Origin of the sequence: Streptomyces flavofungini, assembly GCF_030388665.1 — a bacterium.
GTDB lineage: Bacteria > Actinomycetota > Actinomycetes > Streptomycetales > Streptomycetaceae > Streptomyces > Streptomyces flavofungini_A.
In genome coordinates this window covers 334,940-357,116 of the sequence record NZ_CP128846.1, presented here as the reverse complement: position 1 = coordinate 357,116, position 22,177 = coordinate 334,940, and the positions used below count along the sequence as shown (strand labels likewise).

The following is a 22,177-nucleotide window of genomic DNA, read 5'->3' as shown; positions in this document are numbered from 1 at the left end:
CGACGCGGTCCTGTTCGACGACTTCGCCTACACCGCCCACGACGACCCGCGCGTGTCCGCGCACGGCTGGAGCGTCCGCTCCGACTCCGGCGGCCCCGGGGTGCCCGGCGCCTCCTGGGCGCCGCGGAACATCACGTTCTCGTCGGCCGGCGGTACCTCCGTCATGGACCTGGAGACGAAGACCGCGGGCACGCCCGCGAGCACCGAGCAGACCGAGATCCTCACCCGGTCGGCCAAGTTCAAGAACGGCACCTACGCGGCCCGCGTGCGGTTCAGCGACGCCCCGGCGTCCGGCCCCGACGGCGACCGCGTCGTCCAGACGTTCTTCACCATCAACGACCTCAAGGCGCCGATGGCGGACGACTACTCCGAGTACGACTTCGAGTACCTGCCCAACGGCGGCTGGGGCGAGCCCGGCAACATCCTCTACACGACGTCCTGGGAGACCTACGATCCCGACCCCTGGCAGGCCGTCAACCAGCACACCGAGCGCCGCGAGAGCTTCGCCGGCTGGCACGACCTGGTCCTCACCATCGACGACCGGGCCATCACGTACTACATCGACGGGCAGCACTTCGGCACCCACGACGCCGCGTACCTGCCCGAGCGCCCCATGTCCATCAACTTCAACCAGTGGCTGATCGACCTCGCGGGCCAGCCCGCCACGCAGCCCCGCTCCTACCACCAACAGGTCGACTACGTCCTGCACGTCAAGGACCAGGTCCTCACCCCCGCCGAGGCGTCCCGACGCGTCGCGGCGTACCGGGACGCGGGCACGGCCTTCGAGGACACGGTGCCGACGCCGTAGCGCACGCACCGGCCCCCGCCGCGCACCGGGCGGGGGCCGCCCACGGGACCGGCGGGCCGCCGTGCTGGGATGACCCCATGACAGCACCTCAGCCCATGCCGCCCCGGAAGCCCGCGACGGCCGCACGGAGGTGTCGTACCAACTTCTGCCCGAGCACTGGGGCGACGGCTACGCGCGCGAGGCCGTCGCCACCGTCGTGGACTGGGCCCGCAACGGCGTCCGGTCCTCCGCACCCGGCGTGGTCGCGGTGACGCAGCGCGCGAACCTCCGCTCCACGCGCCTGCTCGAAGACCTCGGCGCCCGCCAGACGGACGCCTTCGTGGAGTGGGGCGAGCCGCAAGTCCTGTACGCGTTCGGTCCGGACGCGTCCGTTGCGGCACCGGCGGCCTCATGACCGTCGAACTGCGCGTGGGCGCGAGGGACGGGGCACCCGGCATGGTGCTGCGGCCGTGGGACGACGGTGACGCGGCGGCGCTGATCGAGGCGTACCGCGATCCCCTGCTGCGGCGGTGGACGCGAATGCCCGTCCGCGACCGCGCCGACGCCGCACGCTGGCTGGCGGTGCGGCACAACGGGTGGGCCGCGGGGGACTACGTGAGCTTCGTCGTCGAGGAGGAGCACGGGGACGACGGGCCCGGGGGGCGACGGCTGGTGGCCAACGTGGCGGTCAAGACGCCCCGGCATCCCACCGGGGTCGGTGAGGTGGGGTACTGGACGGTGGCCGCGGCGCGTGGCCGGGGCGTCGCGTCCCGGGCCCTCGACGCGCTGACGGACTGGGCGTTCGGGACGTACGGCGACAGCGGGCTGCACTGGCTGCGGCTGCTGCATCAGGTCGACAACGTCGCCTCGTGCCGGGTCGCGGCGAAGGCCGGCTACGACCTGGACGCGGTGCTGCCCGTCAGACCGCCGTTCCCCGCGCCGGGGCATCTGCACGTCAGACGGCGGGTCACGGCGGACGCCGTGGTACCTCACGGCTGGTGCCGTGACCGCGTAGGCCCGCCGCACATCACCACGGAGAACGGGCCGCGGCCGTCGTGAGAGCACCAGCCGTAGGAAGGCGCCGGAAGGGGAAAAGGCCTGACGGCAAACGACTTTAATCAGCCGTTGTCGTGGCGGTAAATTCCACCGATTCGCGGAGCCCCCGGAATCCGTTATCTCCGGCATTGAAAACGGTCACCGATGCAGCCTTTGCGGACCTCGCCGATCTACGCTTGACTGCCGTGCGTCGGACGCCGAGACCAGCCGCGAGACAGCAGGGGGGACCTTCCTGTGGGGCACGCTCACACGCACCACGACGGACACGATCACCAGGTGGGAGGCCATGGCGGACACAGCCACGGCGTGTCTGCCGACGCCGATCGGCGCTGGCTTTCGCTGGCACTCGTATTGATTGGCGTTTTCATTTCGGTGGAAACGGCGATCGCTTTCATATCCGGTTCGCTCGCGCTCCTGTCCGATGCCGTCCACATGCTCACGGACGCTTTCTCCATCATCCTCGCGCTGGTGGCGATGCGGCTGGCCGCGCGGCCCGCGAAGGGCACGTACACCTTCGGGCTCAAGCGCGTCGAGATACTCTCCGCGCAGGCCAACGGCCTCACCCTGCTGCTCGCCGCGGTGTGGCTTGCGTACGAGGCCGTCGTGCGGCTGCTGCATCCGCCGGAGGTCACCGGCTGGATGGTCCTCGCCACCGCGCTCACCGGCGTCGCCGTGAACCTCGCGGCGACCTGGTGCCTGTCCAAGGCCAACCGCGCCTCGCTGAACGTCGAGGGCGCCTACCAGCACATCCTCAACGACCTGTTCGCGTTCATCGGCACCGCCGTCGCCGGTGTCGTCGTCATGACCACGGGTTTCGCCCGCGCCGACACCATCGCCACGCTCTTCGTCGTCGTCCTCATGGTCAAGGCGGGCTGCGGGCTGCTGCGCGACTCCGGCCGCATCCTGCTCGAAGCGGCGCCCGCGGGCCTCGACCCCGACGCCATCGGCGACCGGCTCGCCGCCGCGCCCGCGGTGGCGGAGGTCCACGACCTGCACGTCTGGACCATCACCTCCGGTGAACCCGCCCTGTCCGCCCACGTCCTCGTCCACCCGGGCGGCGACTGCCACGCCGTGCGCCGCGACCTCGACCAGGTCCTCGCCGAGACGTACGGCCTCACCCACACCACGCTCCAGATCGACCACGAGGACGCGGCCCCGCACCCGGCCGTCGCGTCGGCGTCCACCGGCGCGGCAGCGCCTCATTGCGCCAACGGCCACGGCCCGGCGCACCGGCGCGAACCCCATGCCCACTGAGGGGCGTCGAGTGCCGCCCGCGCCGGGAGCCGACCGGCCCGCTCAGACGTGCAGCTCGGGCGGAAATCCGGTCCAGCGCAGCTCGGGCGACAGATGCCCGGTGTCGTTGTAGAGGAGCAGGGACGCAGGGCGGCCCGGCGCGTATCGGATCACGGTGAGGCCCGCGTTGGTGTGGTTCAGGCCGAGCCAGCGCCACGCGGGCGCGTCGAGTGCGGCGCGCACCAGCCAGCCGATGAGGAAGTTGTGGGTCACCACCAACTCGTGGCGGGGCACGTCGCCCTCGACGGGTCCGGTGAACCGGTCGAGCGCCGCCCGCGCGAGGGCGGGACCCCGCTCCCGCTCGACGGCCGGGAAGGCGGCGAGCCGGTCGAGCGTGGCGGCGGCCGAGTCCTGCGGCAGCTCGTCCGGGGTCGGCAGGTGCGGGATGTAGTCCCCGGCGGCCTCGGAGGAGGTGAGGGGAACGCCGGGGAGCCGGTCGTGGACGAGGCTCGCCGTCTGCGCGGCGCGCGGCAGCGGGCCGTGGCTGATCTCCGCCAGCGGAGTGCCGCGCAGACGCTCGCCGAGGAGGACGGCCTGGCGGCGCCCCCGGTCGGTCAGTTCGGACTCGTCCGGGGACGCCTCGCCGTGCCGGGCGAGATAGAGGTAGCGGGCGGCGGTCGCGGTCATCGAGGTGCTCCGGGGCGGTGGGTAGGGACGGTTCCGAGGGGGTCACGAGGCCGAGACCAGCAGGTGCGCGGCCAAAGCGACGATAAGGGCACGGGAAGCGAGCGCCGTGCCGAGGCGGCCCCGGGGCCCCGTGAGGGCCCGGCCGACCAGCGCGCCGCCCCCGGCAAGCAACAGTTGCCAGCTCGCGGACGCGGCGAACGCGGCGAGGGTGAACACGGCCTGGCCCACACGGTCCGGCGCCGCGTCGGTCCGGCTGCCGACGACGAGCGCGGCGAAGTACACGACGCTCATCGGGTTGAGCGGAGTGAGGGCCAGGAGACTCGTGTACGCCCGGGCGGGGGTGACCGCGCTCCCGGCGTCCCGCCCGGTCGTCGGCGGTCGGCGGTCGTCGGCGAGGGCGCGGCCGGCCGGGTGGAGCGTCGGCGCGATGACGACGCCCGCCGAGACTCAGCGCAACGGGCCGATGAGGGGGGGGCAGGACGACGGGTGGCGCGATCCCGCCCGCCTACTCCGCGCTCCCTTGACATCCGCCCGCGCCGCCACGACGCTCCATCTCGCTCGTGTTAACGCTAACACCGGGCCGGGACACACCCGGGAAAGCACCTGGGGGGCCACCCATGTCAGGCCGCACGCCCAGTACTTCCAGCACTTCCAGTACCTCCAGCACCTCCTCGTTGACCCGCCGCACCCTTCTCACCGCGTCCGCCGCCACCGCCGCGATGAGCGCCCTCGCCACCGGCTGCGGCACCGCGTCGGGCCAGCCCGCGGGAAAGGTCGCCGTGTTCGGGGACAGCGCGGCCTGGTCGGCGCCGATGGCCGCGGCGGGGGCGGCCATGAGGTCGGTCGCGGGGCTGCGGCTCGTCCCGGAGGTCAACCCGTCCCTGGAGGCGTTCGAGCAGGTGGTGAAGTCCTCGCTGCGGACCAGGAAGACCCCGGACCTGCTCAAGTACTGGTCCGGCTACCGGCTCCAGGACCTGGCACGCACCGGCGGCATCGCCGACCTGACCGACCAGTGGGACACGGCGGTCGGCAGGGGCTGGGCCGACCGGTCCCTGCGGGAGGCGTTCACGTACCGCGGCCGGGTGTACGGACTGCCGATGAACCTCGCGTACTGGGTGTTCTTCTACAACCCCGAAGTGTTCGCGGAGCACGGCCTGAAGCCCCCGGCGACCTGGGACGACTTCCTCGCCGCCGCCGACCACCTGAAGCGGAACAAGATCGTCCCGCTGCACGGCACGGCCGACGGCCGCTGGCCCGCGTTCATCTGGTTCCAGGAGATCCTCAGCCGCCAGGACCCGCAGTTCTACGACGACTTGATGAACGGCCGCGAGCGATACACCGACCCGCGTGCCGAACGCGCCCTGCGCACGCTGGCGGGCTTCTTCGACAAGGACTGGTTCACGCCGATGGACATGAACCACGTCGACGCCGCGGCCGCCCTCGTCCACGGCAAGGTCGGCATGCTGCCGTGCGGCACCTGGCTCGGCTCGACCCTCGCCGCCGGGGGCGGCAAACCCGGCGAGAACGTCGGGGCGTTCGTGCTGCCCATGGCGGACCCCGCGGCCCGCCCCGCCGTGATCTTCGAGTCCAGCGCCCTGGTCGCCACCGTCAAGGGCCCCGACCGCACCGAGGCCCTCAAGGCCACCAGGAACTGGCTGCACCCCACCGTCCTGAAGGCGTTCTCGCACGCCCTCCAGGACGGCTGCCCCAACCTGCGGGTCCCCGCCGCCAACCCCGTCATCGCGGCACTGGCCAAGAAGGTGCGCGGCGAACGGCTGCGGCTGCTCAACCGGTTCTGGGAGCAGGGCCCGCCCGAGCTGGTCGAGGCGACCGTCGACGACCTCGCGGGCTTCCTGCTCGACCCGTCCTCGTACCGGAAGGTGCTGCGCACCATGCAGGAGCGCGCGGACGAGGCCTGGAAGGTGTGGCGGGAGGCGGCACGGACATGACCGGGACCACGACCCCCGCACCGGCCGCGGCGACGGCGGCCAAGGCGCCCCGCGCCCGCCGCCGGGTCCCCGTCCGCACGCCCCACCGGGCCGTCCGCCCCGGTGCCCGCCGCGGCGGACCCCTGGCCGCGCTGCCGTGGGCACTGCCCGCCTTCGCCTTCGTCGGCGTCCTGCTGGTGTACCCGTTCTTCCGCAGCGTGTACGGCAGCTTCTTCGAGGACAACGGCTTCACGAGCAGCTACACCGGGATCGACAACTACACGCGGCTCGCCGACGACCCAATCTTCGGCCGGTCGCTGCTCAACACCCTGATGTGGGTGACAGGGACACTGCTCCTGCCGGTGCTCCTCGGCCTGCTGATCGCGGTCGCCACGCACCGGACGCGGTTCGGGGGCGTCGCGCGCCTCGTCATCGTGCTGCCGTTCGCGATCTCGACCGCCGCCACGGCCGTCCTGTGGAACTTCATGCTGACGTCCGACGGGGCCGTCAACCAGTTCCTGCGCTCCGTCGGCCTCGACTCCGGGGCGCAGACCTGGCTCCTGGAGTGGCCGCAGAACACGCTCGCGCTGATCGTCGCGTCCACCTGGCAGGCGACCGGCATCAACGTCGTACTCTTCGCCATCGGCCTGCGCGCCATCCCCCGGGACACCGTCGAGGCGGCCCAGTTGGACGGGGCGAGCGGCTGGCGGATGTTTTGGTACATCACGCTTCCGCAGCTGAGGGCGGTGACCGTCGTGGTCGTGGGCATGGCCGTGGTGAACAGCCTCAAGGCGTTCGACATGATCTGGATCCTCACCAAGGGCGGCCCTTCGCGGTCCTCGGAGACGCTCGCCCTGACCATGTACCGCGAGGCGTTCCGCCTCTTCCACGTGGGCTACGGCTCGGCGATCGCCCTGGTCCTCACCGTGATCGTCGTCGCCTCGTCCTGGGCGTACCTGCGCCACCAGATGCCCGACACCGGCTGGGCGAAGGCCTGAGGAGGGGACGGCTGTGGGACGCGTCGTACGTCATCTCTTCGTCGCGGGCTGCGTGGCGCTGTGGCTGGTCCCGCTGTACCTGCTCGTCGTCAACGCGCTGACTCCGTCCACCGCGTACGAGGGCAGGCCCGACTGGACGTTCCAGGGCTTCGCCTTCGTCGACAACGCCAGTACCGCCTGGACGGAGGCGGGCATCGGGGACAGCTTCCAGGCCTCGCTCCTGTACTCCGTGGTGTGCGGGACCGTGGCCGTGCTCGTCGCCGCGATGGCGGCCTTCGCCGTCGTCGTCCTGCCCATTCCGAGGCCCGCGTTCTGGTTCTGGCTGATCTACTCCGGCACGCTGTTCCCGCTCCAGATCTTCCTCGCACCGCTCTTCGGCCTGTACGCCGACGCCAACCTGTACGACACGAGGCTCGGCCTGATGCTGGTGTATGTCGCCTGGGCCATCCCCTTCGCCTTCTTCCTGATCCGCAATCAGATGACCACGATGCCACCGGAGTTGACGGAGGCGGCTCTGATCGACGGGGCGTCCTTCGGGCGGATCTTCTGGCGCATCCACGTGCCCCTGATGCGGGCGGGGCTCGGCGTCGCCTTCCTCTTCCAGTTCACCGCCGTCTGGAACGACCTGCTGCTCGGCATCACGCTCAGCCGCAGCGCCGACGTCCAGCCCGTCATGGCCGCCCTCACCACCCTCAACAACGCCTACTCCTCCGCGGGCCCGCCCGTGATCCTCGCGGGCGCACTGATCGTGTCCGCGCCCACCCTGCTGCTCTTCCTGGTGTTCCGCGGCCTGTTCCTGCGCGGCATCACCGCCTCCGCCCGCTGACCGACCGCGACCTGCCCGCCGACCGACACCCACCGCCCCGCCGACCGCCCCGGGAGAGATCCGCATGACGACACGGGCCCTGGTCCGCACCACCGACTGGGACAGCGACCGCATCCGCGCGAGCCTGCGCGCCGGGGTGGTCAGCGCCGAGGGAGCGCTGAACGGCCGCGTGCTGAGGCTCACCGAGGAGCCCCTGATGCGGCACGCCGCCGACGGGACGCTGCTGCAGTCGCTGCGCGTCGAACCGGTCAACGGGTCAGCCGTGCCCGGCGACGTGGAGGTGCGCACGGAATCGGGGACGCCGCTGCGCACCGAGCGGGTCCCCGGTCCCGGCCGCGCCGTGCGGCTGCTCGTGCCCGCCGTCACCGCGCCCACCCGCGTCACCGTCGCCCTGCCCGGCGGCGGCGTCGAGGGCATCGGCGTCGCCCTGGCGCCGCAGCGCCAGTGGACCATCCACCTGGTGCACCACTCGCACCTCGACATCGGCTACACCGACCCGCAGGGGCAGGTCCTCAACGAGCACCTGTCCTACCTCGACTCGTGCCTGGAACTGACGCGGACCACCGACGACTGGCCCGCCGAGTCACGGTTCCGCTGGTGCGTGGAGTCGCTGTGGTCCTTCAAGCAGTGGGCCGAGTCCCGGCCCGCGGAGCAGGTCGAGGAGCTGATACGCCGGGTGGGGGAGGGCCGCATCGAGCTGACGGCGCTGCCGTTCAACCTGCACACCGAGACCTGCTCCACCGACGAGCTGCACGAACTCCTGCGCCTGGCCCACGACATCCGCGTACGCCACGGCGTGCGCTTCACCTCCGCGATGCAGACCGACGTGCCCGGCGCGGTCGTGGGCCTGATCGACGCCCTCGCCGCGGCGGGCGTCAGCTATCTGTCCGTCGCCCACAACTGGGCGGGCCGCTCGGTGCCGCACCTGGTCGGCGGCGAGAGACTGCCGAGGCTCTTCCGCTGGCGGGCGCCCAGCGGCAACAGCGTCCTGGTGTGGATGACCGACACCCCGCACGGCCTCGCCTACATGGAGGGCCCGCTGCTCGGCTTCGACACCGCCTACGCCGACGTCGACGATCTGCTGCCCGCCTATCTGACCTCCCTGGCGAGCCACCCCTACCCCTACCGCGGCGGCATCTTCGGCTGGGCCATGGACCAGGAGGACATCAAGCGCGAGCCCTACCCCTGGGACGTCCTGCACCTGCGCGTCCAGGGCAAGTTCGGCGACAACGCGCCGCCGCGCCGCATCATCGCCGACACCGTGCGGCGGTGGAACGAGACCTGGGCCCACCCCCGGCTGCGGCTCTCCCGCAACGAGGACTTCTTCCTCGACGCCGAGGCCAGGATCGGCGACGAGATCGCCACCTTCGAAGGCGACTGGACCGACTGGTGGGTCGACGGGGTGGGAGCGGGGGCCCAGCCGCTGTCCCTGTCCCGCACCGCCCAGTCCGCGGTCGCCGACGCCCAGACCATCAGCGCGTTCGCGTCCCTCCTCGACGCCACGGGGGCCGAGGACGACACGCGTGACGCCGCCGGGGTCTACGAAGCGGTGTCGCTCTTCGACGAGCACACCTGGGGCGCCGGCGACCCGTGGACCCACGGCGACGAGGGCGGGCACAGCGGCGAGCAGCAGTGGCACTGGAAGTACGGGCAGGCCCTGCGCGCCCACGACGACGGCACGTCGCTGCTTCACCGGGCGAGCGCCCGGCTGGGCCAGCGGCTCGCCGCCGCGCCGGGCGCCCTCGCCACGTACCACGTCGTCAACACCTGCTCCTGGCCGCGCACCGACGTCGTGCGGATCTTCCTGCCGGAGAGCAGCGTGCCGCTGGAGCGGGCTGTGGCCGTTCGGGACGGCCGCAGCCACCGGCGGCTCGCGCACGAGGAGCGGGCGCAGACGAACGACGACCATCGGGACGCGGGGCGGTTCCTCGTCGTGCGGATCGACGAGGTGCCGGCCGCCGGTTCGGTACGCGTCGAGCTCGTCGACGCCGACACGGACACGGTCACCGACGCCGGCACCGACCCGGTCACCGAGTCCGGCACCGACACCGGCGGCGACGCCCGCACCGTCCCCGGGGCCGCCGTCGCCCAGGCGGCCACCGGCTGGAACCCCACCGGCACCGCCGAGCGCGAGGACCCCGCCGACACCGCCGCGCAGGCCCTCGCCCACCCCCACCCGACGCTCCTGGAGAACGAACACCTCGCCGTCCGGGTCGACCTCGCGCGCGCCTGCATCGCCTCGGTCATCGACAAGTCGACCGGGCGTGAACTCGTGCGCACCGACCCCGTCGTGGGCTTCAACGGCTACTTCCACGACAGCTACACCACCGCCGGTGGCTTCAACCACAACTCCAGCCGCACCACCGCGTCCGACCGCCTCGAACACCTCGGGACCCGGGCCGTCGCCCCACCCGCGGCCCTCATCGCCCGGCACTCCACGGCGACCGCCGAGACCCTCACCTACGAGACCCGCCCGGCGGGCGCCAACCGGCTGCGCACCACGCTGACCCTGGCGCGCGGCGTCCCCCGCCTCGACATCGAGAACCGCCTCGACAAGGACCGCACCCTGGGCAAGGAGAGCGCCTACTTCGCGTTCCCCTTCGCCTTCGACGACCCGGTCGTGCGCATGGAGGCCTCCGGCGGCGTCACCGGCACCGGCCTGCCGGTGGTGCCGGGATCCGCGCGCCACATGCGGGCCGTGCGCCGCTGGGTGACCCTCGCGGACGACGGGTGCGCGGTCGCCTGGTCCTCGCAGGACGCGCCGCTCGTCCAGTTCGGCAACGTCGCCCTGCCGTACGCGCCGTTCCCGAGGACGATGGGCCACGACGAACCCGCCACCGTCTTCTCCTGGATCCACAACAACCTGTGGGACACCAACTTCCCGAGCGAGCAGGGCTTCGAGGTCACCTTCCGCTACAGCCTCGCGTGCGCGCCCACGGCCGACGGGCTCGGGCCGCGCACCGCCGCCGCGTTCAGCCGGCCCCTGCGGGCGGTGCGGGCGCGCGGTCCGGTCGTCGCCGGCGCGGCGACGCACGCCTTCGTCGAGCTCGACGACCCGCGGGTGCGGCTCGTCGGCGCGACGGTGCCCCGGCCCGGTGAAGTGCTGTTGCGCCTGCAGTCGTTCGCGCACGAGCCGGTGGACTGCCGGGTCCTGGCCCGCTTCCCGGTGGCCGCCGCGTACCGGGCGGACTACCTCGGCGCGAAGGGCGCCGCGCTCGACCGCGGGGACGGCGTGGACGCCGGGGCCGGTGCGGATGACGTCAACGGCACCCACTGGGCCACGACACTCGCCGTCCCGCCCTTCGCCACCGCCGCCCTGCTTCTCGTCCGCCCCTGAACCACCGCGCGCAGCACGGCGCTCACCGCGCGGGAAGCATCCCGGGACCACCGCAGGAACCACCGCACGAAGGAGAACGCGTGTACCGGCTCGACCCGCGTTACGGCCCGGCACCGGGGGCCGTGATGGCCGCCGGATGGCGCGCCGTGGCCGCCCGGCTGCCCGGGGGCCCGTCGACGGTCGCCGTCGACGGGCCGCCGTCCGTCGACTTCCCCCTCCTCGCCGCCCGGCTCACCGCCGAACTCGCCGCCTTTGGTGTGCGCGTGGACACCTTCGACGTGACCGCGCACCACGCCCCGCCCGACGAGGTGCGCCGACGCACCGACGACGGCAGCGGCGACCCGTACTACCGCGCCCTCGCGCACCACCCCCTCACCGACCTCTTCGACGCCCTCCCCTGGCCGGACCCGCCCACGGACGGCCTGCTGCTCGTGCACGGCCCCGGCGCCGCGCTCGTCCCGCACGACCGCCTCTGGTACGCGGACGTGCCCAAGCGGCACGCGGAGGCCGCCGTCGCCGCGGGCCACGGGGACAACCTCGGGCTCCCCGGCGAACCGCCCGACCTCCGACGCCTCTTCTACATCGACTGGCCGATGCTCGACCGGCACCGCGACGCCCTCGCCCCACGCGTCGACGCCTGGCTCGACGCGCAGGACCCGGACCGCCCCGTGTACGTCGACGGACCCGGCCTGCGCGCGACGCTCCGCGCCCTCGCCCGGCGGCCCGTGCGCACCCGCCCGTACTTCAACTCGACCCCGTGGGGCGGCCACTGGGCCCAGCGCGTCCTCGGCTTCAACCCCGGCGCCCGCAACACCGCCCTCGGCTACGAACTCATCGCCCCCGAATCGGGCGTCCTCATCGGCGCGGGCCCGGGCGTCCAGGCCGAGATCCCCTTCCAGCTCCTGTGCGTCCTGCACCCCCACCAACTGCTCGGCCCCGACGTCCACGCCCGCTTCGGCACGTCCTTCCCGATCCGGTTCGACTACCTGGACACCGTCGACGGCGGGAACCTGTCCGTGCACTGCCACCCCCGCGAGCGGTACATGCGCGAACGGTTCGGCTGGCCCTACACCCAGCACGAGACGTACTACGTGACCCGCGGCGGCCCCGGCGGCCGTGTCTTCCTCGGGCTGCGCGAGGACGCCGACGTCGAGCTGTTCCGCAAGGAGATCGAGGAAGCCGCGCAGGACGGCGTGCCCATGGACCCCGAGGACCACGTCCTGACCTTCCCCGCCGAACAGGGCCGCCTCTTCATGATCCCCGCGGGCACCCCGCACGCGAGCGGCGCGGGAAACCTGGTCCTGGAGATCAGCGCCACCCCTTACCTCTACAGCCTGCGCTTCTACGACTGGCTGCGCCCCGACGCCGACGGCAACCCCCGCCAACTCCCCTATGAACACGGCCTCGCCAACCTCGACACCGAACGGCGCGGCGAGGCCGTCGCCCGCGACCTCGTCCAGGAGCCCCGCCTGCTGCGCGCGGGCGAGGGCTGGCACGAGGACGTCATCGGAGCGCTGCCGGAGATGTTCTACGAAGTACGGCGGTACGCCCTGGATGCGGGCGCCGTCGCCGACGACGACACCGCGGGCCGCTTCCACGTCCTGAACGTCGTGGCGGGCGAGGGCGTGGAGATCCTGACGGAGGCGGGCGACCGGCACCCGCTCGCGTACGCGGAGACCCTCACCGTTCCCGCCGCCGTCGGCGCGTACCGGATCGCGGCGCGCGGCGGGGCGACGAAGGTGGTGAAGGCGCTGGTCCGGCCGCTCGCGGCGGCCGGGCAGGCGTGCCGCCCGGCTCCGTCCCGCCCGGACGCGGGCCGCTGATGCGGGCCGTCCTGGAGATCGGCGGCAGCCACGTGACCGCCGCGCTCGTCGACCCCGGGCGGGCCCGCGTGCTGCGCCGGGCGAGCCGGGACCTCGATCCGCGCGGCACCGCCGAGCACGTCCTCGGCACGGTGGTGCGCTGCGCCACCGGCATCGACGCGCCCGCCGCCGAACTGTGGGGTGTCGCCGTGCCGGGCCCCTTCGACTACGACAGGGGCATCGCGCGCTTCGAAGGCGTCGGCAAGTTCGAGGACCTGTACGGCATCGACGTGGGGTCGGTCCTGCTCGACGGCGTGTGGCCGCGCCCCCGCGGCGTCGTGTTCCTCAACGACGCCCATGCCTTCGCCCTCGGCGAGTGGTCGGCCGGGGCGGCGCGCGGGCACCGGCGTTGCGTGGGCGTCACCCTGGGCACGGGCGTGGGCTCGGCGTTCCTCGTGGACGGGGAGGTGCGCCACGACGGACCGGGGGTGCCGCCGTGCGGCCGCATCGACCTGGTGACCGCGCGCGGGCGGCCGCTGGAGGACTCGATGTCGCGCCGGGCCCTTCTCGCCCGCTACGGTGACCGCCGCGCGGAGCTCCACGACATCGCCGCGCGGGCGCGCGGGGGCGAGGCGCGCGCGGGCCGCGTCCTGCACGAGGCCCTCACCACGCTCGGCAGCGTTCTCGCCCCGTACGTGCGGGACTTCGGAGCCACGGCTCTCGTGGTGGGCGGGGGCCTCGCCCGGTCCTGGGACCTCGTCGGGCCGCCGCTGCGCTGCGCGTTGGCCAACCCGCGGGTCGCCGTCCGGACGGGCGCGCTGGGCACGGAAGCGGCGCTGGTGGGGGCCGGGGTGTACGCGCGGACGGGGTGAGGGGCCGGCCACGGGGGTACGCAAAGGACCGAGCCGCCGGAGCACGCGAGGAGCGCGCCCCCGGGGCCGGCAGGAACGAGAGGAACGCGAGCCCCATGCCCGCACCACGAGACCCCAGGGCCGGGCAGCCCCCCACCCTCCGCGACGTCGCCGAGCGGGCCGGGGTCAGCGCGATGACGGCGTCCCGGGTCCTGCGCGACGACCCGCGCGTGCTGCCCGCCACCCGCGACCGTGTCCGCGCGGCCGCCGCCGCCCTCGGCTACCGCCCCAACGAGGTGGCCCGCAGCCTCCGCCTCGGCCGCGGCACGGGCCTGGTCGGCCTGGTCGTCACCAACCTCGCCAACCCCTTCTACTCACGGCTCGCCCTCGGCGTCGACTCCGTCGCCGCGGCCGACGGCCTGAAGACGGTCATCGGCAACACCGGCCAGGACCTGGAGGGCGAACGGGACCTGGTGGCCGACCTGGTGGCCCGGCGTGTCGACGGCATCATCGCCGTGCCCGCGGGCTCCGACCAGCGCCACCTCGCCGCCGCGGCGGCCGAGGGCGTCCCGGTGGTCCTCGCCAGCCGCCCGCCCGAGGGCTTCGACGCCGACTGCGTCCTGGTCGACGACGTCGGCGGCGCCCGCGCGGCCACGGCCCGCCTGCTGGCGCACGGCCACCGCCGCGTCGGCTTCCTCGGCTCACCGCCCGCCGTGTACACGGGCACCGAGCGGCTGCGCGGCTACCACGCCGCCCACGCCGCCGCGGGCCTGCCCGCCGACCCCCGCCTGGTCCGCCAGGGCCAGACCGAACCGGCCGAGGCGGAGCGCGCCGCCACCGAACTCCTCGCCCTGCCCGAGCCGCCGACCGCGCTCTTCTGCTCCAACAACCGCAACACCATAGGAGCCTTCCGGGCGTTGCGGACCACCGGCACGGACACCGCCCTCGCGGGCTTCGACGACTTCGAACTCGCCGACGCGCTGGGGGTGCCGCTCACCCTCGTCACGTACGACAGCGACGAGCTGGGGCGCACCGCGGGGCGCCTGCTCATGGAGCGGGTGCGGGAGCACAGGGGCGGGGGAGCGGGCACGTACCGGCGTGTGGTGCTGCCCACCGGGCTCGTGGAGTACGGGAGGTGAGCGACCGGCGAGGCCTCAGAACGTGAAGCGCCGCGCCGAGCGGGTCAGCACCGTCGAGGCGGTCTCCACGCCCCAGGCCGCGCGCAGTTCCGCCGTCAGCGCGTCCATCAGCTTCGCCACGTCCGCCGGAGCGGTCTCGTGCAGCGCCTCCACGATGATCAGGACGTCCGACGTGGTGTCTCGGACCGCCGAGTAGCCGCTCTGCCGGTTGGTCCAGCGTCTGGCGTGGGCCCGCCGGGCGTCGTCGGCGAAGATCACCTCGCGGGGGTCGGGGTGCTCCTCCGTACCGGCGAACGTCTCGTAGACCTCGTCCCCGTCGGCGTACCGGACTTCGAGGTCACCGGAGATGAGGGGGACGTCGAAGACGCCGACCGGGATGCCGTACGCGAGGGACGCGGCGTTGCAGAGGTCGATCAGGGGGTGGATGCGGGGCAGGGAGCCCTCCTTGCGGAAGCGGCGCAGGAGGGATTCGGAGGCACAGCGGTACTGCGTCGGCTTGAGGCCCATCGCGGTGAACGCGCGCCGCCAGGCCTGGATTTCGGGCAGGGCGCTCTCCTGCGTGCCGGCGAGCCGTTCGGCCGCGGCCGCGCCGAACGCGGCGACGGGCCGGTCGACCGACACGTCGGCGGTGATGCCCCGGGCGAAGATCACCCCGGGGACCAGCTGGGGGAAGTCCTGCCAGAGGTCGCTCGCATGCTGGAAGTGCACGGTGGTTCCGTTCGGGAGGGGGCGGGAGGGGGGGTGGGAGAGGTCAGGACGGGGCGGTTGGGGGCGATTGGGGGAGTGGCGGTGGATGGCGGTGGGGTGAAGGGGTTCAGAGGAGGGCGAGTTTGAGGCCGAGCGCCGCGAACGCGGTCGCGAAGACGCGCCGTACCCAGGCCATGACCCGGGGCCGCCCGATCACGTGGTCGCGCACCGCCGCGGCGAACACCCCGTACAGGGCGAACACCACGAGCGTCACCAGCATGAAGACGGCGCTGAGTTCGGCCATGCGCAGGAAGGTGTGGGGCTCGTCCTTGTCGACGAACTGCGGCAGGAAGGCGAAGAAGAACACGGTGAGCTTCGGGTTGAGCAGGTTGAGCAGCACGGCCGATGTGATGACGTCGGAGACGGAGTGCGGCGCGCCGTCCCGCTCGGCCGCGAGGTCGCTGTTGTCGCGGAGCGTCTTCCACGCCATGAAGAGCAGGTAGGCCACCCCCAGGTACTTGAGCGTCTGGAACGCCAGGGCGCTGGTGTGGAGCAGCGCGGCGACACCCGTGAGGGCGGCCAGCATGTGCGGCACGATGCCCACGGTGCACGCCACGGCCGCGACGAGACCGGCCCGGGTGCCCCGGGAGAGACCGGCCGCGACGGTGAACAGCACGCCGGTGCCAGGGGTCACGGTCAGGACGAGCGTGGTCAGCAGGAACTCCATGGCTTGACTCTCCCGCCACAATGGATCCATGAACAGGTCCAATGGATCTCCCTCCGACAGGTCCATAACGGTGGTCGGCACGACCGGAGCCGCCTCCGACTTCCTGCAGTTGAATCCGGCTGACGCTCCCAGGGGCGGGATGTCGGACTGGCTCGCCCGGCAGGTCCGGCGAGCCGTGGCCGAGGGGCTGCTGCCGCCCGGGAGCAGGCTGCCCGCCACCCGGGTGCTCGCCGAGGAGCTGGGCGTCTCGCGAGGTGTGGTGACCGAGGCGTACCGGCGGCTGACGGAGGACGGGCACGTCGAGGGGCGGGGGCGGGGCGGGACCGTGGTCCTGGCGGCGCCGCTGGCCCGACCCAGGGAGGGCGGCCTCGCGGAGGACAGCCGGGCAGGGCGCGGCCGGGCGGAGCTCCGGGTGGAGGACCGGGCGGCGGGGCATCGGACGGGGGAGCGGCGCGCGGGCGGGCGGCGGCCTGCGGCGCGCCGGACGGGGGCGCCCGAGGTCGCGTCGCGGGAGCGGGCGCTGTTCGCGGACCCCCTCGACACCGGCGTCTTCGACGCGCTGCGCGCCACGCCCGCCCGCGTCGATCTGTCACCGGGCCTGCCGGACCTCGCCGCCTTCCCCCGGGCGGCGTGGCTGCGTGCCGAGCGCGCCGTGCTCGCCGGACTCGTTCCGGCGGACTTCGGCTACGGCGACCCGCGCGGCACCCCGGCGCTGCGCCGCGCCGTCGCCCGCTGGCTCGCCCAGAACCGCGGGATCGCCGCCGACCCGGACGAGGTGCTGATCGTCGCGGGCACCGCGCAGGCGCTCGGCCTGCTCGCCCTGGTCCTCAAGGACGAGGGCGTCACGCGGGTCGCCCTGGAGGACCCCAGCTCCCTCGGCATCCGGCAGCACCTGCGCAACTCCGGCCTCCAGTCACCGCCGGTGCCCGTCGACGAGCGGGGCGTCCGCGTCGACGCGCTGCGCGCCACCGGAGCCCGCGTCGCCCTGCTCACCCCCGCCCACCAGTTCCCGACCGGCGTCGTCCTCGACGGCGAGCGGCGCCGCGAACTCGCCGACTGGGCCCGGGACGGCGGCCTGATCATCGAGGACGACTACGACGCCGAGCACCGCTACGACCGCCCGCCCGTGCCCGCGCTGCGCTCCACCCTCGCCGACCACGTCGCGTACGCGGGCAGCGTCTCCAAGCTCCTCGCGCCCGCCCTGCGCGTGGGCTGGCTGCTCGCCCCGCGCCGCTACCGCGACGCCCTCGTCGACGCCAAGCGCTTCGCCGACCTCGGCAACGCGGCCCTGCCCCAGCTGGTTCTCGCCCACCTCATGGAGTCCGGCGAGCTGGAGCGCCACCTGCGGTTCCTGCGCCGACGTCACCGCGGCCGCAGGGACGCCATGATCGCGGCGCTCGCCGACCGGCTGCCGGGAGCCGTCGTCCACGGCGCCGCGGCGGGCCTGCACCTGACGGTCACTCTCCACCCCGGCTGCGACGACGTCGCCCTCGCCGCGGCCGCCCTGGAGCGCGGCGTCAAGGCGCAGCCGCTGTCCTGGCACGCCCAGCGCCCGGGGCGGCCCGGCCTCGTGCTCGGCTACGCGGCGAGCACGCCCTCGGACATCCGGGAGGGCGTGACCGTCCTCGGCGACCTGCTCCGCTGAGCGGGCCTCGGCGGCGGCGCAGGGAGCAGGTCACCGAGGGCCGTCTTGCGTGGGGCCCATTGACGAACCGTCACCCCGCTCCTACCTTCGACGCGTCCCTTCGTACGTCGTATATGAGACGTCATACGTGAGAGCCGAGAGGCAGGCATGACCTCCGTGCCCGTACCGATCCCCTCCCGCACCCAGTTCGTGCAGGAGGCGATCAAGCACCGCATCCTCACCGGGCAGTTGACGCCTGGGCAGCCCCTGGTCGAGACGGAACTCGCCGAGTCGTTCGGGGTGTCCAAGACGCCGGTGCGCGAGGCGCTGAAGACACTGGCCGGGACCGGGCTCGTCGTGATGAGCCAGTTCAAGGGCGCCACGGTGCGCACGGTGGACGCGGACATGGCCCGCGAGGTCTACGACGTGCGGCTGCTCCTCGAACCGCAGGCGCTGCGGCGCACGGTGCGCGGCGGGGCGGCCCTGGACGCGGCGGGCGAGGCGCTCGCCCGTGCCGACGGGGCCGCGGACACCGCCGAACGCTCCCTCGCCAACAGGGACTTCCACCGTGCCCTGTACCTGCCGTGCGGCAACCCGCTGCTCGGGCGGTTGCTCGACGAGGTCCGCGACCAGGCCGCGCTGGTGTCGGCGGTCGCCTGGGCCGCCGAGCCGTCCTGGCACCGCGAGGCCGCCGAGCACCGCGAGATCCTGCGGCTCGCCCTGGCGGGTGACGCCGACGGCGCGGCGAGCGCCCTGCACGCGCACATCGCGTCGTTCGTGGAGCGCGCGTTTCCCCAGGACAGGGCGGGCGGGGAGGAAGGCGGGCGGCTGTGATGTCAGGACGCCTGGGTGTGGTGGTCGAGGAGGCGGGTGAGCAACCGCGTGAACTGGTCGCGTTCGGCCAGTTCGTTGAGGACGCCGACCATGTCGCTGCGGTAGACGCCGGTGCGCCCGCTCAGGCTCGCCTGGCTGCCGGGGCCGAGGTCCGGCAGCCAGGCGAGCACGGCGTAGTGCCACTTGCGGGCGTCGGCCCGGGCAGCGAGGCCGGCCACCGGTCTGACCCGGGGCGCGCCCTCAGACAGGGACGAAGATGTCCTCGTGGGCCCCGTCGAGGATGAATCCGTTGTCGAAGCGGACCCGCACGCGCACGCGGGGCCCCTGCTCCTGGAAGGCGGTCCACGCGGGTTCCAGGGAGCCGACCTTCTCTTCGAGCTGCCTCCTGCTCTCCGTGGGCATCGCGGACCCGAACGCGTCGAGCAGCGACTTGAGCCGCTCGTACTCGCGCACGTCGTGGCCCACATCCTGGTGGCCGACCACCTGCTCGACGGTCCCGCCGGTGCCCGCCGCGAGGGACAGGAACCCGACGACTACCCCCGACACCTCGGCCGATTCGGTCAGCCGGGTGTCCGCTGCCAGCACCACCCGCTGGCCTGCCTTCAGCGTCATCTGCTCCCTGTCTCTCCTGTGTCGGCCACGCCCACCATGCCTGCCGCGTCCGCGCGGTGCAGGTACACCTCGACGAGACGGCGGCCGGTGAAAGCCCGGTCGACGGGTTGTGCCGTCACCAGGACGCGATGGTAGACCGATCCTGTGAGTCGGACCGCGTGCGGAACAGGGCCGGCGGGCGAGGGCGACGCGGTGCGCGCGCCGAGAGCGCCCCTCAGCCGTGTCACCAAGCCTCCGGCGCCCCTGCGCCTAGCGGCCGATCTTCCGCTTGTTCCAGACGTCGAAGCCGACCGCGGCGAGCAGCACGAGCCCCTTGATCACCTGCTGGTAGTCCGTGCCGATGCCGACCAGCGACATGCCGTTGTTGAGGACGCCGAGGACCAGGCCCCCGATGACGGCGCCCATCACGGTGCCGACACCGCCGCTCATCGAGGCACCGCCGATGAACGCCGCGGCGATCGCCTCCAGCTCGAAGTTCAGGCCCGCCTGCGGGGTGCCCGCGTTCAGCCGGGCCGCGTACACACAGCCCGCGAGCGCCGCGAGGACGCCCATGTTCACGAACACCAGGAAGGTGACGCGCCGGTCCTTGACGCCGGACAGCTTGGCCGCGGCCTTGTTGCCGCCGAGCGCGTACACATGGCGGCCGACGACCGCGTTGCGCATCACGTAGCCGAGCAGGATCAGCAGACCGCACATGATGAGCATCACGACCGGCACGCCGTGGAAGCTGGCGAGCGTGAGGGTGAAGGCGGTGACGGCGGCCGTGATCGCCACGCACTTGGCCGCCCACAGGCCCCTCGGCAGCGGATCGAGGTCGTACGCCGACTGCCGCTTGCGGTCGCGCCACTCGCGCCACAGCAGCAGGACGACCGCGGCGAGACCGAGCACGAGCGTGGGGTTGTGGTACTGGGTGTAGGGGCCCATTTCCGGGATGAAGCCCTTGGCGATGTTCTGGAAGCCGTCGGGGAACGGCGCGAGCGACTGCCCCTCCAGGACGATCTGGGTGAGCCCGCGGAACGCCAGCATCCCGGCGAGGGTGACGATGAACGACGGGATGCCGAGATAGGCGATGAAGAAGCCCTGCCAGGCACCGGCGACCGCGCCGATCAGCAGACACAGGACCAGCGCCAGGACCCACGGCAGGTCGTGCTTGACCATCATCACCGCCGCCATCGCGCCGACGAAGGCGACCAACGAGCCGACGGACAGGTCGATGTGGCCCGCGATGATGACGATCATCATGCCGATGGCCAGGATGAGGATGTAGCCGTTCTGCTGGATCAGGTTGGAGACGTTGTTCGGAAGCAGCAGCGTGCCGTCGGTCCAGATCTGGAACAGGACGACGATGAAGGCCAGGGCGATGAGCATGCCGTACTGGCGCATGTTGGCGCGGGCGCTCTCCAGGAGCAGCTCGCGCGCCGAGCGCGCCGGGGGCGGGGCCGCGGCGGAGTCCTGGGGCGGGGTGGTCGTGGTGGTCATGGCGGGCCTCAGCCTCTGTCCTTGGTCATCTGGCGCATCAGCACTTCCTGGGTGGCCTCGCCGCGGTGGACCTCGCCGGTCAGGCGGCCCTCGGCCATGGTGTAGATCCGGTCGCACATGCCGAGCAGCTCGGGCAGTTCGGAGGAGATGAGCAGCACGGCCTTGCCCCGGGCGGCGAGCCGGTCGACGACCGTGTAGATCTCGTACTTCGCGCCGACGTCGATGCCGCGCGTCGGCTCGTCGAGGATCAGCACCTTGGGGTCGGCGTGGATCCACTTGCTCAGGACGACCTTCTGCTGATTGCCGCCCGAGAGCCGGCCCACCTGCTCGAAGACGGTGGGCGCCTTGATGTTCATGGTGGCGCGGTAGCGCTCGGCGACGGCCCGCTCGTGGTGCTCGTCGACGAAGCCGCGCCCGCCCGGTCCCTGCGGGCGCATCCCGGGCAGCGAGGCCAGGGAGATGTTGCGGTTGATGGTGTCGATGAGGTTCAGGCCGTAGCGCTTGCGGTCCTCCGTGACGTACGCGATCCCGGCCGCGACCGCGCGCGGCACGGTCCTCGTCACCGCCTCGCGCCCGTCGACGGCGACGCTGCCCGAGACGTAGATCCCGTACGAGCGCCCGAAGACGGACATGGCGAGCTCCGTGCGGCCCGCGCCCATCAGGCCCGCGATGCCGACGATCTCGCCGTGGCGCACGGTCAGCGACACGTCGTCGACGACCTTGCGCTGGTGGTCGACCGGGTGGCGCACCGTCCAGCCGCGTACCTCCAGGGCGATGTCGCGATGGCCCTCGAAGGGGGTGCGGTCGGGGAAGCGGTGGTCGAGGTCGCGGCCGACCATGCCGCGGATGATGCGGTCCTCCGAGAGCCGGGGCTCGGCGGCGGGGAAGTCGCGGACGGTGAGCGTCTCGATCGTCCGGCCGTCGCGCAGCACGGTCACCGTGTCCGCGATCCGGCGGATCTCGCCCAGCTTGTGGGAGATGACGACGCACGCGATGCCCTGCGCGCGCAGCTCCAGGATCAGGCGGAGCAGCTGCGCGCTGTCCTCGTCGTTGAGCGCGGCCGTCGGCTCGTCGAGGATGAGCAGCCTGACCTCCTTGGCGAGCGCCTTCGCGATCTCCACCAACTGCTGCTTGCCGACGCCCAGGTCGGCGACGGGCGTCTGCGGCTTGTCGCGCAGGCCCACGCGCTCCAGGAGCCGGGCCGCCTCGCGCAGGGTGGTGTTCCAGTCGATCAGGCCGCGTGCCGTGGTGCGTTCGTTGCCGAGGAAGATGTTCTCGGCGATCGACAGATACGGCACCAGGGCCAGCTCCTGGTGGATGATGACGATCCCGCGCCGCTCGGCGGCCCGGATGTCCTTGAGGGCCACAGGAGCGCCCTCGAAGCGGATCTCACCGTCGTAGCTGCCGTGCGGATGGACGCCGCTGAGGATCTTCATCAGCGTCGACTTGCCCGCGCCGTTCTCCCCGCAGACGGCGTGGATCTCCCCGGGGCGCACGGTCAGGTTCACGTCGCGGAGCGCGGTGACGCCGGGGAACGTCTTCGTGATGCCGCGCATCTCCAGGACGGGAC

General features: G+C 73.0%; 20 protein-coding genes and 2 pseudogenes. 13 read left to right on the top strand and 9 right to left on the bottom strand.

Annotated features, from left to right (window positions below; translation table 11 throughout):
- Window positions 1-7: 7 nt before the first annotated feature.
- From QUY26_RS01615 to QUY26_RS01600, 4 genes and pseudogenes are all read left to right on the top strand, one after another.
- Window positions 8-808, top strand: a pseudogene (locus QUY26_RS01615) (glycoside hydrolase family 16 protein); the annotation flags it as partial.
- Between the two features lie 121 nt (window positions 809-929).
- Window positions 930-1,202, top strand: a pseudogene (locus QUY26_RS01610) (GNAT family N-acetyltransferase); the annotation flags it as partial.
- Window positions 1,199-1,846 carry a GNAT family N-acetyltransferase gene (locus QUY26_RS01605; RefSeq protein ID WP_289943292.1) on the top strand — a complete coding sequence of 216 codons (648 nt, stop codon included), beginning with the start codon at window positions 1,199-1,201 and terminating at the stop codon, window positions 1,844-1,846. The pseudogene QUY26_RS01610 and the gene QUY26_RS01605, both read left to right, overlap by 4 nt.
- A gap of 231 nt (window positions 1,847-2,077) precedes the next feature.
- The gene (locus tag QUY26_RS01600) at window positions 2,078-3,097 is read left to right on the top strand and encodes a cation diffusion facilitator family transporter (protein WP_289943291.1); all 1,020 of its coding nucleotides are present in this window, start codon (window positions 2,078-2,080) and stop codon (window positions 3,095-3,097) included.
- Between the two features lie 42 nt (window positions 3,098-3,139).
- On the opposite strand, the gene QUY26_RS01595 is transcribed toward QUY26_RS01600, so the two are convergent.
- Together QUY26_RS01595 and QUY26_RS01590 are read right to left on the bottom strand one after the other, a co-directional pair.
- Window positions 3,140-3,763, bottom strand: a complete 624-nt coding sequence (locus tag QUY26_RS01595; protein WP_289943290.1) for a histidine phosphatase family protein — start codon at window positions 3,761-3,763, stop codon at window positions 3,140-3,142.
- A gap of 42 nt (window positions 3,764-3,805) precedes the next feature.
- A complete protein-coding gene (locus QUY26_RS01590; protein ID WP_354670661.1) occupies window positions 3,806-4,054 on the bottom strand; it encodes a hypothetical protein in 249 nt (82 codons plus the stop codon).
- A gap of 383 nt (window positions 4,055-4,437) precedes the next feature.
- Between QUY26_RS01590 and QUY26_RS01585 the strand changes: the two genes are divergently transcribed.
- The 7 genes from QUY26_RS01585 (at window position 4,438) to QUY26_RS01555 (ending at window position 14,644) form a co-directional block, all read left to right on the top strand.
- Window positions 4,438-5,712 (top strand): ABC transporter substrate-binding protein, encoded by a 1,275-nt coding sequence (locus tag QUY26_RS01585; RefSeq protein WP_289943289.1) that lies wholly within the window; start codon window positions 4,438-4,440, stop codon window positions 5,710-5,712.
- Window positions 5,709-6,689 (top strand): carbohydrate ABC transporter permease, encoded by a 981-nt coding sequence (locus tag QUY26_RS01580; RefSeq protein WP_289943288.1) that lies wholly within the window; start codon window positions 5,709-5,711, stop codon window positions 6,687-6,689. Before QUY26_RS01585 ends, QUY26_RS01580 begins: the two co-directional genes overlap by 4 nt.
- A gap of 13 nt (window positions 6,690-6,702) precedes the next feature.
- Window positions 6,703-7,515 (top strand): carbohydrate ABC transporter permease, encoded by an 813-nt coding sequence (locus QUY26_RS01575; RefSeq protein WP_289943287.1) that lies wholly within the window; start codon window positions 6,703-6,705, stop codon window positions 7,513-7,515.
- A gap of 64 nt (window positions 7,516-7,579) precedes the next feature.
- On the top strand, window positions 7,580-10,852 hold the full coding sequence (locus tag QUY26_RS01570) for a glycoside hydrolase family 38 C-terminal domain-containing protein (RefSeq protein WP_289943286.1): 3,273 nt from the start codon (window positions 7,580-7,582) through the stop codon (window positions 10,850-10,852).
- Window positions 10,853-10,932: 80 nt separating this feature from the next.
- Entirely contained in the window at window positions 10,933-12,675 is a 1,743-nt protein-coding gene (locus tag QUY26_RS01565) for a class I mannose-6-phosphate isomerase (RefSeq protein WP_289943285.1), read from the top strand.
- Window positions 12,675-13,526: an ROK family protein gene (locus QUY26_RS01560; protein ID WP_289943284.1), complete on the top strand. Its 852-nt coding sequence runs from the start codon at window positions 12,675-12,677 to the stop codon at window positions 13,524-13,526. The genes QUY26_RS01565 and QUY26_RS01560 overlap by 1 nt, the downstream gene beginning before the upstream one ends.
- Window positions 13,527-13,621: 95 nt before the next feature.
- Window positions 13,622-14,644 (top strand): LacI family DNA-binding transcriptional regulator, encoded by a 1,023-nt coding sequence (locus tag QUY26_RS01555; protein WP_289943283.1) that lies wholly within the window; start codon window positions 13,622-13,624, stop codon window positions 14,642-14,644.
- Window positions 14,645-14,659: 15 nt separating this feature from the next.
- Here QUY26_RS01555 and QUY26_RS01550 read toward each other — a convergent pair whose 3' ends face one another.
- Both QUY26_RS01550 and QUY26_RS01545 read right to left on the bottom strand, forming a co-directional pair.
- Complete coding sequence (locus QUY26_RS01550) at window positions 14,660-15,352, bottom strand: B3/B4 domain-containing protein (RefSeq protein WP_289943282.1); 693 nt, start codon at window positions 15,350-15,352, stop codon at window positions 14,660-14,662.
- Window positions 15,353-15,458: 106 nt separating this feature from the next.
- Window positions 15,459-16,058, bottom strand: a complete 600-nt coding sequence (locus QUY26_RS01545) for a LysE family translocator (protein ID WP_289943281.1) — start codon at window positions 16,056-16,058, stop codon at window positions 15,459-15,461.
- 28 nt (window positions 16,059-16,086) lie between these two features.
- On the opposite strand from QUY26_RS01545, the gene QUY26_RS01540 reads away from it, so the two are divergent.
- Window positions 16,087-17,703 (top strand): PLP-dependent aminotransferase family protein, encoded by a 1,617-nt coding sequence (locus QUY26_RS01540; protein ID WP_289943280.1) that lies wholly within the window; start codon window positions 16,087-16,089, stop codon window positions 17,701-17,703.
- 147 nt (window positions 17,704-17,850) lie between these two features.
- Window positions 17,851-18,516: a GntR family transcriptional regulator gene (locus QUY26_RS01535; RefSeq protein WP_289943279.1), complete on the top strand. Its 666-nt coding sequence runs from the start codon at window positions 17,851-17,853 to the stop codon at window positions 18,514-18,516.
- Window positions 18,517-18,518: 2 nt separating this feature from the next.
- Here QUY26_RS01535 and QUY26_RS01530 read toward each other — a convergent pair whose 3' ends face one another.
- The 5 genes from QUY26_RS01530 to mmsA all read right to left on the bottom strand — a co-directional run bounded on the left by QUY26_RS01530 (window position 18,519) and on the right by mmsA (window position 22,163).
- Window positions 18,519-18,734, bottom strand: a complete 216-nt coding sequence (locus QUY26_RS01530) for a hypothetical protein (RefSeq protein WP_436840244.1) — start codon at window positions 18,732-18,734, stop codon at window positions 18,519-18,521.
- 22 nt (window positions 18,735-18,756) lie between these two features.
- A complete protein-coding gene (locus tag QUY26_RS01525) occupies window positions 18,757-19,128 on the bottom strand; it encodes a hypothetical protein (protein ID WP_289943278.1) in 372 nt (123 codons plus the stop codon).
- Window positions 19,125-19,247, bottom strand: coding sequence for a hypothetical protein (locus QUY26_RS01520; RefSeq protein WP_289943277.1), 123 nt, complete (start codon window positions 19,245-19,247; stop codon window positions 19,125-19,127). The genes QUY26_RS01525 and QUY26_RS01520 overlap by 4 nt, the downstream gene beginning before the upstream one ends.
- A 130-nt stretch (window positions 19,248-19,377) precedes the next feature.
- Window positions 19,378-20,607 carry a multiple monosaccharide ABC transporter permease gene (gene mmsB, locus QUY26_RS01515; RefSeq protein ID WP_289943276.1) on the bottom strand — a complete coding sequence of 410 codons (1,230 nt, stop codon included), beginning with the start codon at window positions 20,605-20,607 and terminating at the stop codon, window positions 19,378-19,380.
- A gap of 8 nt (window positions 20,608-20,615) precedes the next feature.
- Entirely contained in the window at window positions 20,616-22,163 is a 1,548-nt protein-coding gene (gene mmsA, locus QUY26_RS01510) for a multiple monosaccharide ABC transporter ATP-binding protein (RefSeq protein ID WP_289955385.1), read from the bottom strand.
- Between the last annotated feature and the right edge of the window lie 14 nt (window positions 22,164-22,177).

Coding starts and splice junctions, on each gene's coding strand:
- QUY26_RS01605 (WP_289943292.1), top strand. CDS start 1,199: ATGACCGTCGAACTGCGCGTGGGCGCGAGGGACGGGGCACCCGGCATG.
- QUY26_RS01595 (WP_289943290.1), bottom strand. CDS start 3,763: ATGACCGCGACCGCCGCCCGCTACCTCTATCTCGCCCGGCACGGCGAG.
- QUY26_RS01590 (WP_354670661.1), bottom strand. CDS start 4,054: ATGAGCGTCGTGTACTTCGCCGCGCTCGTCGTCGGCAGCCGGACCGAC.
- QUY26_RS01580 (WP_289943288.1), top strand. CDS start 5,709: ATGACCGGGACCACGACCCCCGCACCGGCCGCGGCGACGGCGGCCAAG.
- QUY26_RS01570 (WP_289943286.1), top strand. CDS start 7,580: ATGACGACACGGGCCCTGGTCCGCACCACCGACTGGGACAGCGACCGC.
- QUY26_RS01560 (WP_289943284.1), top strand. CDS start 12,675: ATGCGGGCCGTCCTGGAGATCGGCGGCAGCCACGTGACCGCCGCGCTC.
- QUY26_RS01555 (WP_289943283.1), top strand. CDS start 13,622: ATGCCCGCACCACGAGACCCCAGGGCCGGGCAGCCCCCCACCCTCCGC.
- QUY26_RS01545 (WP_289943281.1), bottom strand. CDS start 16,058: ATGGAGTTCCTGCTGACCACGCTCGTCCTGACCGTGACCCCTGGCACC.
- QUY26_RS01540 (WP_289943280.1), top strand. CDS start 16,087: ATGAACAGGTCCAATGGATCTCCCTCCGACAGGTCCATAACGGTGGTC.
- QUY26_RS01535 (WP_289943279.1), top strand. CDS start 17,851: ATGACCTCCGTGCCCGTACCGATCCCCTCCCGCACCCAGTTCGTGCAG.
- QUY26_RS01525 (WP_289943278.1), bottom strand. CDS start 19,128: ATGACGCTGAAGGCAGGCCAGCGGGTGGTGCTGGCAGCGGACACCCGG.
- mmsB (WP_289943276.1), bottom strand. CDS start 20,607: ATGACCACCACGACCACCCCGCCCCAGGACTCCGCCGCGGCCCCGCCC.
- mmsA (WP_289955385.1), bottom strand. CDS start 22,163: ATGCGCGGCATCACGAAGACGTTCCCCGGCGTCACCGCGCTCCGCGAC.